This window comes from Pseudomonas sp. TKO26 (assembly GCF_003225665.1).
Lineage (GTDB): Bacteria > Pseudomonadota > Gammaproteobacteria > Pseudomonadales > Pseudomonadaceae > Aquipseudomonas > Aquipseudomonas saponiphila.
In genome coordinates this window covers 207,950-221,593 of the sequence record NZ_QKLN01000008.1, presented here as the reverse complement: position 1 = coordinate 221,593, position 13,644 = coordinate 207,950, and the positions used below count along the sequence as shown (strand labels likewise).

The window sequence follows — 13,644 nt, the reverse complement described above, 5'->3', positions numbered from 1 at the left end:
TCCTCTTGTGCTTCGTCCGGGATGTTGTTCGACAATCGAACACCCCCTCGAGTACCAAGCACTGCACTCACTAGTTGCCTAGACAGGGTGCGTCCGTCCGTTACAGGTTCGCTCCGACAACAATCCACTGCCTGGATGCTGTCTGGAGAGCCCGTGATGACTACAACATTAAAAAACGCTAGCAACCTCAGTGAGTCGGCCCAAGTCGACCAACAGTCGGTTCAGCCCTTTACCCGCTCGCAAAAAATCTATGTCCAGGGTTCGCGCCCGGACATCCGCGTGCCCATGCGTGAAATCACCCTGGACGTGACCCCCACCGATTTCGGTGGCGAGATCAACGCCCCGGTGACCGTGTATGACACCTCCGGCCCCTACACCGACCCGAACGTGGTGATCGATGTGCGCAAGGGCCTGGGCGATGTGCGTTCGGCGTGGATCGAAGACCGTGGCGACACCGAGCGCCTGCCCGGCCTGAGTTCCAATTTCGGCCAGCAGCGCCTGGCGGACCCGGAACTGACCAAGCTGCGTTTTGCCCACGTCAACAACCCGCGCCGGGCCAAGGCCGGGGCCAACGTCAGCCAGATGCACTACGCCCGTAAAGGCATCATCACCGCCGAGATGGAATACGTCGCCATCCGCGAAAACATGAAGCTGCAGGAAGCCCGCGCCGCCGGCCTGCTGCAGCAGCAACACACTGGCCACAGCTTCGGCGCCAGCATCCCCAAGGAAATCACCCCCGAGTTCGTCCGCGAGGAAATCGCCCGCGGTCGGGCGATCATTCCGGCCAACATCAACCACGTCGAACTGGAGCCGATGATCATCGGCCGCAACTTCCTGGTGAAGATCAACGGCAACATCGGCAACAGCGCCCTGGGTTCCTCCATCGAAGAAGAAGTGGCGAAACTGACCTGGGGCATCCGCTGGGGCTCGGACACGGTGATGGACCTGTCCACCGGCAAGCACATCCATGAAACCCGCGAGTGGATCATCCGCAACTCGCCGGTGCCGATTGGCACCGTACCGATCTACCAGGCCCTGGAAAAGGTCAACGGCGTGGCCGAGGACCTGACCTGGGAGCTGTTCCGCGACACCCTGATCGAGCAGGCCGAGCAGGGCGTGGACTACTTCACCATCCACGCCGGGGTGCTGCTGCGCTATGTGCCGCTGACCGCCAAGCGGGTGACCGGCATCGTGTCACGGGGCGGTTCGATCATGGCCAAGTGGTGCCTGGCGCACCACAAGGAGAACTTCCTCTACACCCACTTCGACGAAATCTGCGAAATCATGAAGGCCTACGACGTCAGCTTCTCCCTGGGAGATGGCCTGCGTCCGGGGTCGATTGCCGACGCCAACGACGAAGCCCAGTTCGGTGAACTGGAAACTCTTGGCGAGCTGACCAAGATTGCCTGGAAGCACGACGTGCAGTGCATGATCGAAGGCCCGGGCCACGTGCCGATGCAGTTGATCAAGGAGAACATGGACAAGCAGCTGGAGTGCTGCAACGAGGCGCCGTTCTACACCCTGGGCCCGCTGACCACCGACATCGCTCCCGGCTACGACCACATCACCAGCGGCATCGGCGCGGCGATGATCGGCTGGTTCGGTTGCGCCATGCTCTGCTACGTCACGCCCAAGGAGCACCTGGGCCTGCCGAACAAGGATGATGTGAAGACCGGGATCATCACCTACAAGATCGCCGCTCACGCCGCCGACCTGGCCAAAGGTCACCCCGGCGCGCAGATCCGCGACAACGCCCTGTCCAAGGCGCGTTTCGAGTTCCGCTGGGAAGACCAGTTCAACCTCGGCCTGGACCCGGACACCGCCCGTTCGTACCACGATGAAACCCTGCCCAAGGACTCGGCCAAGGTGGCGCATTTCTGCTCCATGTGCGGGCCGAAATTCTGCTCGATGAAAATCACCCAGGAAGTTCGCGAGTACGCGGCCAACCAGCGCATCGACGCGGTGGACGTGGACGTCGCCAAGGGCCTGGCGGAGCAGGCCGAGCGCTTCAAGCAGGAAGGCAGCCAGTTGTACAAGAAGGTCTAAGCCATGAGCTGCAAGCTGCAAGCTGCAAGCGGAAAGCAAAGGCCGAAGTGCTTTTTCTTGACGCTTGAGGCTTGCAGCTTGCTCCTGTTCTTATTGAGATATGTCCCTTGAGCAGTCCAAGTACCTATTCCCCCAATCTGGCGGTCCCCGCCGACCGGCGTGTGTTTGGCGCCCGGGACCTGTTTTCCCTGTGGTTCTCCCTTGGCATCGGTTTGATGGTGCTGCAGACCGGTGCGCTGTTGGCGCCGGGCCTGGGGCTGGCTCATGCGTTGCTGGCGATCTTTCTTGGCACCGCGGTGGGCGTTCTGTTGCTGGCGGCGGTGGGGGTGATCGGCAGCGACACCGGCCTGTCTTCGATGGCTGCGCTCAAGCTCAGCCTGGGCCACCGTGGCGCCAGCCTGCCGGCGTTGCTCAACCTGCTGCAGTTGGTGGGCTGGGGCTCGTTCGAGATCATCGTCATGCGCGATGCCGCCAGCCTCCTGGGCACCCGGGCCTTCAGTGGAGGCAGCCTGCTGGCCAACCCGTTGCTCTGGACCCTGTTTTTCGGTGCCCTGGCGACCTTGCTGGCGGTCAGCGGCCCCTTGACCTTTGTCCGCCGGATCCTGCGCAAGTGGGGCATCTGGCTGTTGCTTGCGGCGTGCCTGTGGCTGACCTGGAACCTGTTTGCCCGGGCCGACCTGGCGGCGCTCCGGGCTCAGGCCGGGGATGGTTCGATGCCGTTTGCCGCAGGCTTCGACATCGCCATTGCCATGCCCCTGTCCTGGCTGCCACTGATTGCCGACTACTCGCGTTTCGGCAAGCGCGCCAAGAGCGTGTTCGGCGGCACGGCACTGGGCTTTTTCATTGGCAATTTCTGGCTGATGAGCCTGGGCGTCGCCTACACCCTGGCGTTCGCTCCCAGTGGTGAAGTCAATGCCTTGCTGCTGGCGCTGGCCGGGGCCGGGCTGGGGATTCCGCTGCTGCTGATCCTGCTGGACGAGTCGGAGAACGCCTTTGCCGACATTCATTCGGCGGCGGTTTCCAGTGGCATTCTGCTGCGCCTCAAGGTCGAGCACCTGGCCCTGGCCATCGGCGCGCTCTGCACCCTGATCGCCTGTCTGGCGCCGCTGGCCCAGTACCAGAACTTTCTGTTGCTGATCGGCTCGGTGTTCGCGCCCCTGTTTGGCGTGGTGCTGGTGGATCACTTCATCCTGCGTCGACGCCGCGGGCATGATTCGCTGCCAGCCTGGCGCTGGACCGCGCTGCTGGCCTGGCTGGGCGGGGTGAGCACCTATCACCTGCTGGCCAACCTGTATCCGGATGTCGGGGCTACCCTGCCGTCGCTGCTGCTGGCAGGGCTGTTGCAGTGGCTACTGGGCCGGGCGTTCAGTGCCCGGGAAACAGCTCGGGCTTGAGCACGCCCTTGAGGCGGTCATAAGGAATCTGCAGCTCGACTTGGCCCAGGGCCGAAGGCGCGATCGTGGTGAGGTTGTACTTGAGCGTCACGGCGTTGCGGGTCAGCGCCACATTCGGGGTTTTCTGGAAGGGCCAGGTTTTCACGAATTCGGCTTCGCGATCCAGGTGGGTGCTGATCAGCCAGTTGTTGTGGGCGACCCGCGCGGCCTTCCAGAACATCTCTTCCTGGCCAGGCAGCAGCATGTCCGCCAGGTTCAGCGCCCGGTGCTGCTGGCGCGAATAGTTGACGAAGCCACGGCCTGCAGTGCCGTTGGCGGCGCCGGTGTCCAGATAGCTGGCCAGCTCGATGATCACCAGGCCGTCATGCTGCTCGCGTACCTTGGATTGCAGGTACATGCCGTGGCGGTCCGGCGCGCTGCGCAGGAACTGCTCGCGGTAGGCTTCCAGGCTGGGCGGCAGTGCTGCGTCGGGGCTGGTGCGGGTCATTTGCAGCAGGCGTTTTTCGACGATGGCATCCAGTTGCGGCTCGGCGGGAAAGTGCACGGTATCGAGGTTGACCAGCGGGCAGTCGGCACCGCTGCAGCCGGGCTTGAGTTGCTCGGACTTCTCGCGCTTGGTTTCCAGCGGGGTGTTGTAGCTTGGCTGAAACAGGCTTTGGCAGGCGCCCAGGGTCAGGGCGATACAGGCCACGGAGGCGATTTTGACAAGCGACATGGGCGTCCTTCATAAACCAGGGGGGAGGCAAAAGTTACCGGCTTCGACTGTCTGCGAGGCAGTCGGTTCGCCACTAAGCTCAATACAGGCAATTAGATTAGGTTTAGCCCCTCGCCGTCTATCCCGCTGAGGCTAAAGGGGCTGCATCGGCAGCGGCGGGCGCGTTAGGATGGCGCGAAGTCGAGGGGGATCCTCGGGACGAACAGGCTGTACACGAGGATTGCTATGACTGACTTTGCCAACTCCACGCCGAGTGCCGTCGAGATCATCCGGCGCGAGAACTGCTTCCAGGGTTTCTACCGGCTCGACCGCCTGCAACTGCGTCATGAGTTGTTCGCCGGTGGCATGGGGCGGGAAATCAATCGTGAGGTTCTGCTGCGTCACGATGCGGTGTGCGTACTGCCGTACGATCCGCAGCGCGATGAGGTGGTGCTGATCGAACAGTTCCGCATCGGCGCCATGGGCAAGGCCGCCACGCCCTGGCTGGTGGAACTGGTGGCCGGGTTGATCGACAAGGACGAACAGCCGGAAGAAGTGGCGCGTCGTGAGGCCCAGGAGGAAGCTGGCCTGGATATCTCGGCGCTGTGGCCGATGATCGAGTATTTTCCATCGCCAGGAGGCAGCACCGAATTCGTTCATCTGTTCCTGGGGCGATGCGACAGCAGTGCCGCCGGCGGCTTGCACGGGCTGGAGGAAGAAGCGGAAGACATCCGGGTTTCGGTGATGGCCTATGAAGATGCACAGCAGGCCATGCGCGATGGGCGCATATGCAATGCCGCCAGCATCATTGCCTTGCAGTGGCTGGCGCTCAATCGCGCTGAAGTGAGGGGGTTATGGTCGTAAACAAGGTACGCGACCGCTATCGGGTGGATCTCGCGGGGCTGCAAGCTTCCTGCGAGGCCAACTACGCCCGACTGATGCGCCTGCTGCCTGACATGCGCAACCAGCCTGTGGCGCGGCGCATCGCCGTGACCCAGGGCGAGCAGATGCTCGGCGTACTGGCCCTGGAAGTGGTGCTGGCCTGCCCTTACACCACCACCTTGCAGGTGCGCCAGGAGCACAGTCTGCCCTGGCTGCCGGTGCCGCAACTGGAGGTGCAGGTGTATCACGACGCGCGCATGGCGGAAGTCATCAGTGCCGAGCATGCCCGGCGCTTTCGCAGCATCTATCCCTATCCGAATGCCTTCATGCACCAGCCGGACGAGAAGGCCCAGTTGAATGTATTTCTGGGTGAGTGGCTGAGCCATTGCCTGGCCTGTGGGCATGAGTTCGAAGCGGTGCGCTAGATGTGAACTGGGTCCGCTTCCCGGGTTTCCTCTTTTTCACTTCCCCCAGCATAATTGCCGTCTTCATCATGCTGTGTGCCCTTGCACCGGGAGAGCGCCGTGCCAAGCGTATCCGCACTGACTGCCGACGACTCGGTGCTGCTGGTGCAACTGTCCGATAGCCATCTGTTTGCCGACACCAACGGTGCGTTGCTGGGCATGAATACCGCCGACAGCCTGCAACGGGTCATCGACCTGGTGCTGGCGCAGCAGCCGCGGATCGACCTGATGCTGGCCACCGGCGATCTGTCCCAGGACGGCACGCTGGAGTCCTACCAGCGCTTTCGTCAGTTGACCCGGCAGATTCCGGCACCAGGCCGCTGGTTGCCCGGTAATCATGACGAGCCGCAGGTCATGCAACTGGCGACGCGGGACAGCGATCTACTGGAGCCGGTCATCGATATCGGCAACTGGCGCATCACCCTGCTGGATTCGTCGGTGCCCGGTTCGGTGCCGGGCTATTTGCAGGGCGACCAGTTGCAATTGCTGGCCCGCGCCCTGGGCGAGGCGCCTGAACGTCATCACCTGATTTGCCTGCACCACCATCCGGTGTCCATCGATTGCGCCTGGATGGAGCCCATCGGCCTGCGCAACGCAGAGGCGCTGTTCGCCGTGCTCGATCGCTTCCCCCAGGTTCGCGCCTTGCTCTGGGGGCATGTGCATCAGGAGATCGACCGCCTGCGTGGCGACGTGCGGCTGTTGGCCTCACCCTCCACCTGCATCCAGTTCGAACCCGGTAGCGACGATTTCAAGGTCGAAGAACAGGTGCCCGGCTATCGCTGGCTGCGCCTGCTGCCCGATGGACGGCTGGAAACCGGTGTACAACGGGTCCACGGCTACGCATTTCGCATCGATTACGGCAGCAACGGCTACTGAAGCGGCTTCGTTAGCTGCCGTCATCCCTGTAAACTGCGGCTTTTGCCCAGGTGCACAGGGAGTTCGCATGTCCGGTTCGATCCTTTATATCCACGGCTTCAACAGTGCTCCCGCGTCGACCAAGGCCTCCCAGTTGCGGCGTGTCATGGAGCAGTTGGGGCTGGGCGATCACTTGCGCGTACCGGCCCTGCATCACCATCCACGCCAGGCCATTGGCCAGCTGGAACAGGCGATTGCCGAACTCGGTCGTCCATTGCTGGTCGGCAGCTCGCTCGGCGGCTACTATGCGACTCACCTTGCCGAGCGCTATGGCCTGAAAGCCCTGCTGATCAACCCTGCTGTCAGCCCGCACCGGATGTTCGACGGTTATCTGGGCACGCAGAAGAACCTATACACCGACGAAACCTGGGAACTGACCCACGACCACGTGGCGGCGCTGGCGGCGCTGGAAGTCGCGCCACCCCAGGACCCGCAGCGTTATCAGGTGTGGTTGCAGACCGGGGACGAGACGCTGGACTATCGCAGCGCCGAGCGTTACTACCGCGCCTGCGCCTTGCGCATCCAGGCCGGTGGCGATCATAGTTTCCAAGGTTTTACCGGACAATTGCCGGCGATATTGAATTTTGCCGGCATCACTGCCGATCAGTACCAGGCGATTGACTTCACCGCACTGTGAAGCCTCGCCCCATATTCATTGAACGACTAACGACGAGAACCCATGGCCACTCCCAGCGCTAGCTCTTATAACGCAGACGCCATCGAAGTCCTCTCGGGACTCGACCCGGTGCGCAAACGCCCGGGCATGTACACCGACACCACGCGGCCCAACCACCTGGCCCAGGAAGTCATCGACAACAGCGTCGACGAAGCCCTGGCCGGCCATGCGAAGTCGATACAGGTCATCCTGCACGCCGATCACTCCCTGGAAGTCTCCGACGACGGCCGCGGCATGCCCGTGGACATTCACCCGGAAGAGGGCGTCTCCGGGATCGAGCTGATCCTCACCAAGCTCCACGCCGGTGGCAAGTTCTCCAACAAGAACTACCAGTTCTCCGGCGGCCTGCACGGTGTGGGTATTTCCGTGGTCAACGCCCTGTCGAACCAGGTGCGGGTGCGGGTCAAGCGCGACGGCAACGAATACCAGATGACCTTCGCCGACGGCTACAAGGCCAGCGAGCTGGAAGTGGTCGGCACCGTCGGCAAGCGCAACACCGGCACCAGCGTGTACTTTGCCCCGGACCCGAAGTACTTCGATTCGCCGAAATTCTCCGTCAGCCGCCTCAAGCACGTGCTCAAGGCCAAGGCCGTGCTGTGCCCGGGGCTGCTGGTGAGCTTCGAGGACAAGTCCAGCGGCGAGAAGGTCGAGTGGCATTACGAAGATGGCCTGCGTTCCTACCTGGTGGACGCGGTCAGTGAATTCGAACGCCTGCCCACCGAGCCGTTCTGCGGCAGCCTGGCAGGCAACAAGGAAGCGGTGGACTGGGCCCTGCTGTGGCTGCCCGAAGGCGGCGACAGCGTTCAGGAAAGCTACGTCAACCTGATCCCCACGGCCCAGGGCGGTACCCACGTCAACGGCCTGCGCCAAGGCCTGCTGGATGCCATGCGCGAGTTCTGCGAATTCCGCAACCTGCTGCCCCGCGGCCTGAAGCTCGCTCCTGAAGACGTCTGGGAACGCATTGCCTTCGTCCTGTCGATGAAGATGCAGGACGCGCAGTTTTCCGGCCAGACCAAGGAGCGGCTGTCGTCCCGCGAGGCGGCGGCATTCGTGTCCGGTGTGGTCAAGGACGCCTTCAGCCTGTGGCTCAACGCCAACCCCGAGCTGGGCATGCAACTGGCGGAACTGGCCATCAGCAACGCTGGCCGCCGTCTGAAGGCCAGCAAGAAGGTCGAGCGCAAGCGCATTACCCAGGGCCCGGCACTGCCCGGCAAGCTGGCTGACTGCGCCGGCCAGGACCCGATGCGTTCCGAACTGTTCCTGGTGGAAGGTGATTCCGCCGGCGGTTCGGCCAAGCAGGCGCGGGACAAGGAATTCCAGGCGATCCTGCCGCTGCGCGGCAAGATCCTCAACACCTGGGAAGTGGACGGCAGCGAAGTGCTGGCCAGCCAGGAAGTGCACAACATCGCCGTGGCCATTGGTGTCGATCCGGGCGCCGAGGACATGAGCCAACTGCGCTACGGCAAGATCTGCATCCTTGCCGATGCCGACTCCGACGGTCTGCACATCGCCACCTTGCTGTGTGCCCTGTTCGTCCAGCATTTCCGCCCGCTGGTGAATGCCGGCCACGTCTATGTGGCCATGCCGCCGCTGTACCGCATCGACCTGGGCAAGGACATCTTCTACGCCCTCGACGATGCCGAGCGCGACGGCATCCTGGATCGCCTGGTGGCCGAGAAGAAGCGTGGCAAGCCTCAGGTCACCCGATTCAAGGGGCTGGGTGAAATGAACCCGCCGCAACTGCGTGAAACCACCATGGACCCGAACACCCGGCGCCTGGTGCAGTTGACCCTGGACGACGTTGAAGCCACCGCAGAAGTCATGGACATGCTGCTGGCGAAGAAACGCGCCGGTGATCGCAAGTCCTGGCTGGAGTCCAAGGGCAACCTGGCCGAGGTGCAGGTCTGATGCACAGAGGCTTTGCCCTGGCCCTAGCGCTATTGGCAACCTCGGTGGCGGCCGCGCCTGCGCCCGAACTGACCTTGCTGTCCGAGCATCCTGTGGAAGGCATGCGCGGTGGCAACCTGTCCGGGCTGGCGCTGTGCGGCCAGGAGTTGTGGACGGTTTCCGACCGCGACGACGATCAGATCTACAAGCTCGATACCCGCGACAGCGTCTGGCAGGCCGAGGCCCTCAAGCTGGAAGTGCCGGCGGTGCCGGACACTGACTTGCCCTGGGGCTTGAAGTCGCGGACCTGGGCCGCGTCTTTCGTGCGGGGCGGCGACCTGGGTTTCGAAGGCATCTCCTGCGACGCCGCGGGCAACAAATATGTGGTCAGCGAAGCCCATGCCACGGTGCTCAAAGTACCGGCGCAGGGTGCTCCGGCCTGGTTGAAAATTTCGCCGATCATGGTCCGGGAAGCTCGGGCCAGCGGCATGCTCCTGCATTTCAACGCCTTGTTCGAAGGCCTGGCGGTGAACCCCGCCGGGGACCGGATCTGGCTGGCGGCAGAGCGTGAGCGGCGCGGGCTGTTGTTGATCAAGCGCGGGCAGACCACCTGGGACTGTGATGGCGGTTGCGTGCTGCTCAGCGAAGCCGGCTCGGAAATGCAGCCACCGCAGGTGCCCAACGCCAAGGCGGTGTCCCGGGACTTTGCCGACCTGTCGCTGTTCGACGGCAAGCTGTTCACGCTGGAGCGCAATGCCTACCAGATCTGCCGTCGGGATGCGCAGAGCGCCAAGGTCGAGCTGTGCTGGTCCTTTGCTGCCGAGGCGCTGCTGGAACACCGGCGTTATCCACAGCCTTACGGTTTGGCGGAGGCTCTGGTGGTGGACGCCAAGGGCGCCTGGATCGGGCTGGACAACAACAACGGCGCTCGCGCCGATGGCGAGTCCCGCCCCATCGTCTGGCGCTTTGCCGCCCCTGAAGGCGGCTGGAGTGCCAAGCCATGAGTCAGCAACCGGGCAAGAGCGCCGGGCGGGTGATGCTGATCATGGCCTGGGCCGCGGCGCTGTTCCTGGCCACGCGGTTCTTCGCCGACTGGGAAGCGCGTCAGGAGAACCCCAACACTGTCGTCAGCTCGCAACAACATGAGGGTTACATCGAAGTGACGCTGGTCGGTAACGGCCAGGGGCATTTCGTCGCCAGCGGCCATATCAATGGGCAGCCGGTGCAATTCATGCTCGATACCGGGGCTACCGAAGTCTCGATTCCTTCCGGGCTGGCCGAGCGCCTGGGCCTGGAACACGGGGTGCCGGTGACCCTGAGTACCGCCAACGGGCGCAGCTCAGGCTATCGGACCCGCATCGAGCGTCTGCAACTGGGGGATATCGTCCTTCAGCACGTCAGGGCCCTGGTGGCCCCGGGGCTCGACGGCGACCAGGTTTTACTGGGCATGAGCGCTTTGAAGAAACTTGAATTTACTCAGCGCGGCGGCACCATGCTGCTGCGCCAGACCACGAACCAATGAGGCCCGCATGAGCGACTCCCTTGATCTCAGCCTGGATGGCGTAGAACGCCGGTCACTGGCTGACTTCACCGAAAGTGCCTACCTCAACTACTCCATGTACGTGATCATGGACCGTGCTCTGCCGCACATCGGCGACGGCCTGAAACCGGTACAGCGGCGTATCGTCTACGCCATGAGTGAGCTGGGGCTGGATGCCGATTCCAAGCACAAGAAATCCGCGCGTACCGTGGGCGACGTGCTCGGCAAGTTCCACCCGCACGGCGACTCCGCCTGCTACGAAGCCATGGTGCTGATGGCCCAGCCGTTCAGCTACCGCTACACGCTGGTGGACGGTCAGGGCAACTGGGGCGCGCCGGACGATCCCAAGTCCTTCGCGGCCATGCGTTACACCGAGGCGCGCCTGTCGCGCTATTCCGAAGTGCTGCTCAGCGAGCTGGGCCAGGGCACTGCGGATTGGGGACCGAACTTCGACGGCACCCTGCAGGAGCCGCTGGTATTGCCGGCGCGTTTGCCGAATATCCTGCTCAACGGCACCACCGGTATCGCCGTGGGCATGGCCACCGATGTGCCGCCGCACAACCTGCGGGAAGTGGCTTCGGCCTGCGTGCGCCTGCTGGATGAGCCCAAAGCCACGGTGGAACAGCTCTGCGAGCATATCCAGGGTCCGGACTACCCCACCGAAGCGGAGATCATCACGCCGCGCGCCGATCTGCTGAAGATCTACGAAAGCGGCCGCGGCTCGGTGCGCATGCGCGCCGTGTATCGGATCGAGGATGGCGACATCATTGTCACCGCGCTGCCGCATCAGGTGTCCGGGGCCAAGGTGCTGGAGCAGATCGCCGCGCAGATGCAGGCCAAGAAACTGCCCATGGTGGCGGACCTGCGAGACGAGTCGGATCATGAGAACCCCTGCCGCATCGTGATCATCCCGCGCTCCAACCGGGTCGATCCCGATGAGCTGATGCAGCACCTGTTCGCCACCACCGAGCTGGAATCGACCTACCGGGTCAACATCAACATCATCGGTCTGGACGGCAAGCCACAGTTGAAGAACCTGCGGGCGCTGCTGGTGGAGTGGCTGGAGTTCCGGGTGGCCACCGTGCGTCGTCGCCTGCAGTTCCGCCTGGACAAGGTCGAGCGTCGCCTGCACCTGTTGGACGGCTTGCTGATCGCCTACCTCAACCTGGATGAAGTGATCCACATCATCCGCACCGAGGAGCATCCGCGGGCCAAGCTTATCGAGCGTTTTGCCCTCAGCGAAATCCAGGCCGACTACATCCTCGACACCCGTCTGCGGCAACTGGCGCGTCTGGAAGAGATGAAGCTGCGGGCCGAGCAGGACGAGTTGCTCAAGGAGCAGGCCAAGCTGCAAGCCCTGCTCAACAGCGAAACCAAGCTGAAGAAGCTGGTGCGCACCGAATTGCTGCAAGACGCGGAAACCTACGGCGACGATCGTCGTTCGCCGATCGTCGCTCGCGCGGAAGCCAAGGCCCTCTCGGAAAACGAGCTGATGCCCACCGAGCCGGTGACCATCGTTCTGTCGGAAAAAGGCTGGGTCCGTTGCGCCAAGGGGCATGATATTGACGCCACGGGTCTGTCCTACAAGGCCGGTGACGGCTACAAGACCGCCGCTGCCGGGCGGTCCAACCAGTTTGCGGTGTTTATCGATTCCACCGGCCGCAGTTACTCGGTGGCGGCCCACACGCTGCCATCGGCCCGTGGCCAGGGCGAGCCGCTGACCGGTCGCCTGACGCCGCCGCCAGGTGCGACCTTCGAATGCGTGCTGCTGCCGGATGACGAGGCTCTGTATGTGATCGCATCCGACGCGGGCTACGGTTTCGTGGTCAAGGGCGAGGATCTGCAGGCCAAGAACAAGGCGGGCAAGGCGCTGCTGAGTCTGCCGAACAACGCCAAGGTTCTGGCGCCGCGGCCAGTGGCCGATCGCGAGCAGAACTGGCTGGCCTCGGTAACCACCGAGGGGCGTCTGCTGGTGTTCAAGATCAGTGACCTGCCGCAGTTGGGCAAAGGCAAGGGTAACAAGATCATCGGTATTCCCGGTGAGCGGGTGGCCAGTCGTGAAGAGTACGTCACCGACATCGCGGTGTTGCCGGATGGCGCGACCCTGGTGTTGCAGGCGGGCAAGCGCACCTTGTCGCTGAAGGCCGACGACCTTGAGCACTACAAGGGCGAGCGCGGGCGCCGGGGCAACAAACTGCCGCGCGGATTCCAGCGGGTCGATGCGTTGTTGGTAGAGCCTCTCAGTTGAGTGCTGGCCAGAGCGTTTGATCCTGGATTTAAGCAGTGGATCGATGCTGGAACACTGGAGTCAAGGCGCATATTCACGGATGATATGCGCTTTCAAACGCCGGCCTTGCCGGCGTTATTCAATTTTTTTGAGTATTTACACTGTGGCCAGCCTCGTGGCAGCCACCTGGATGGGATGATGACTGCTCTGCGCCTTCCTCTTGTTTTTCTGCTCGCGGGCGTTCTTGGCCTGGCGGGTTGCAGCGTGCACCAGCCGGTGTCGCTGTATCAGCTGGACAGCGGAAGTCCAGCCCAGCCGGCCAGTGCCGGCATGTCGGTATTGTTGGGGCCGGTGCTGATCGCCGATTACCTGCAACGCGAAACCCTCCTGCAACGCCAGGACGATGGCAGCCTGCAAGCCTCCACCGATGGTCGTTGGGCGGGCAGCCTGTCTTCGGACATCGACCAGTTGCTGTTGCGCCAGGTGGCCGGTCATCTGGACAGCCAGCGCGTAGTGCTGGCGCCGGCGACCAGCGGCTTCACCCCGGATGTACAGGTTCTGCTGTCGATCACTCGCCTGGATTCGGGCAAGTCGCAGCCGGCGGTGCTGGATGCGCAGTGGCGTCTGATCGATCGGCGCGGTCAGGTGCGGGATAACCGCATCGTGCACTTGCAGGAGCAGCATGCGGGCACCACCGCTTCCCAGGTCCAGGCTCAGGGCGTGTTGTTGCAGCGTCTGGCCGAGCAACTGTCGGTCGCCCTCAAGCCCCTGGCCAACCAGCCGGCCGTGGCGGAAGTGCCGCGCAAGGCGCCGCCGGCACCGGTGGCCAAGCCGGTGGAGCAGGGGAAACAGCCGAAGATTCCGATGGCCACGCCGATCCGCACGGATATGGAAGTGTTCCGGTTCTGACGTAAGTGGC

Annotated in this window: 12 protein-coding genes; 11 read left to right on the top strand and 1 reads right to left on the bottom strand. The window is 63.3% G+C overall.

Annotated features, from left to right (window positions below; genetic code table 11):
- Nucleotides 1-156 precede the first annotated feature (156 nt).
- Both thiC and cytX read left to right on the top strand, forming a co-directional pair.
- Nucleotides 157-2,046: a phosphomethylpyrimidine synthase ThiC gene (gene thiC / locus DNK59_RS14655; protein WP_110723633.1), complete on the top strand. Its 1,890-nt coding sequence runs from the start codon at nt 157-159 to the stop codon at nt 2,044-2,046.
- A gap of 107 nt (nt 2,047-2,153) precedes the next feature.
- The gene (cytX, locus tag DNK59_RS14650) at nt 2,154-3,440 is read left to right on the top strand and encodes a putative hydroxymethylpyrimidine transporter CytX (RefSeq protein WP_110723632.1); all 1,287 of its coding nucleotides are present in this window, start codon (nt 2,154-2,156) and stop codon (nt 3,438-3,440) included.
- Here the strand turns inward: cytX and DNK59_RS14645 are convergent.
- Nucleotides 3,412-4,155: an RsiV family protein gene (locus tag DNK59_RS14645; protein ID WP_110723631.1), complete on the bottom strand. Its 744-nt coding sequence runs from the start codon at nt 4,153-4,155 to the stop codon at nt 3,412-3,414. The two genes, cytX and DNK59_RS14645, sit on opposite strands and share 29 nt — an antisense overlap.
- 225 nt (nt 4,156-4,380) lie before the next feature.
- Between DNK59_RS14645 and DNK59_RS14640 the strand changes: the two genes are divergently transcribed.
- The 9 genes from DNK59_RS14640 to DNK59_RS14600 all read left to right on the top strand — a co-directional run bounded on the left by DNK59_RS14640 (nt 4,381) and on the right by DNK59_RS14600 (nt 13,634).
- On the top strand, nt 4,381-4,998 hold the full coding sequence (locus tag DNK59_RS14640) for an NUDIX domain-containing protein (RefSeq protein ID WP_108545947.1): 618 nt from the start codon (nt 4,381-4,383) through the stop codon (nt 4,996-4,998).
- Entirely contained in the window at nt 4,989-5,441 is a 453-nt protein-coding gene (locus DNK59_RS14635; protein WP_016964915.1) for a DUF1249 domain-containing protein, read from the top strand. The genes DNK59_RS14640 and DNK59_RS14635 overlap by 10 nt, the downstream gene beginning before the upstream one ends.
- Nucleotides 5,442-5,540: 99 nt before the next feature.
- Nucleotides 5,541-6,356, top strand: a complete 816-nt coding sequence (gene cpdA / locus DNK59_RS14630; protein ID WP_110723630.1) for a 3',5'-cyclic-AMP phosphodiesterase — start codon at nt 5,541-5,543, stop codon at nt 6,354-6,356.
- A gap of 67 nt (nt 6,357-6,423) precedes the next feature.
- Nucleotides 6,424-7,032, top strand: a complete 609-nt coding sequence (locus DNK59_RS14625; protein ID WP_092319045.1) for a YqiA/YcfP family alpha/beta fold hydrolase — start codon at nt 6,424-6,426, stop codon at nt 7,030-7,032.
- Between the two features lie 42 nt (nt 7,033-7,074).
- A complete protein-coding gene (gene parE, locus DNK59_RS14620) occupies nt 7,075-8,979 on the top strand; it encodes a DNA topoisomerase IV subunit B (RefSeq protein ID WP_110723629.1) in 1,905 nt (634 codons plus the stop codon).
- Complete coding sequence (locus tag DNK59_RS14615) at nt 8,979-9,962, top strand: esterase-like activity of phytase family protein (RefSeq protein ID WP_110723628.1); 984 nt, start codon at nt 8,979-8,981, stop codon at nt 9,960-9,962. Before parE ends, DNK59_RS14615 begins: the two co-directional genes overlap by 1 nt.
- The gene (locus DNK59_RS14610) at nt 9,959-10,480 is read left to right on the top strand and encodes a TIGR02281 family clan AA aspartic protease (RefSeq protein ID WP_110723627.1); all 522 of its coding nucleotides are present in this window, start codon (nt 9,959-9,961) and stop codon (nt 10,478-10,480) included. The genes DNK59_RS14615 and DNK59_RS14610 overlap by 4 nt, the downstream gene beginning before the upstream one ends.
- A gap of 7 nt (nt 10,481-10,487) precedes the next feature.
- On the top strand, nt 10,488-12,746 hold the full coding sequence (parC, locus tag DNK59_RS14605) for a DNA topoisomerase IV subunit A (protein ID WP_092319053.1): 2,259 nt from the start codon (nt 10,488-10,490) through the stop codon (nt 12,744-12,746).
- 177 nt (nt 12,747-12,923) lie between these two features.
- Entirely contained in the window at nt 12,924-13,634 is a 711-nt protein-coding gene (locus DNK59_RS14600) for a membrane integrity-associated transporter subunit PqiC (RefSeq protein ID WP_092319055.1), read from the top strand.
- Nucleotides 13,635-13,644 lie beyond the last annotated feature (10 nt).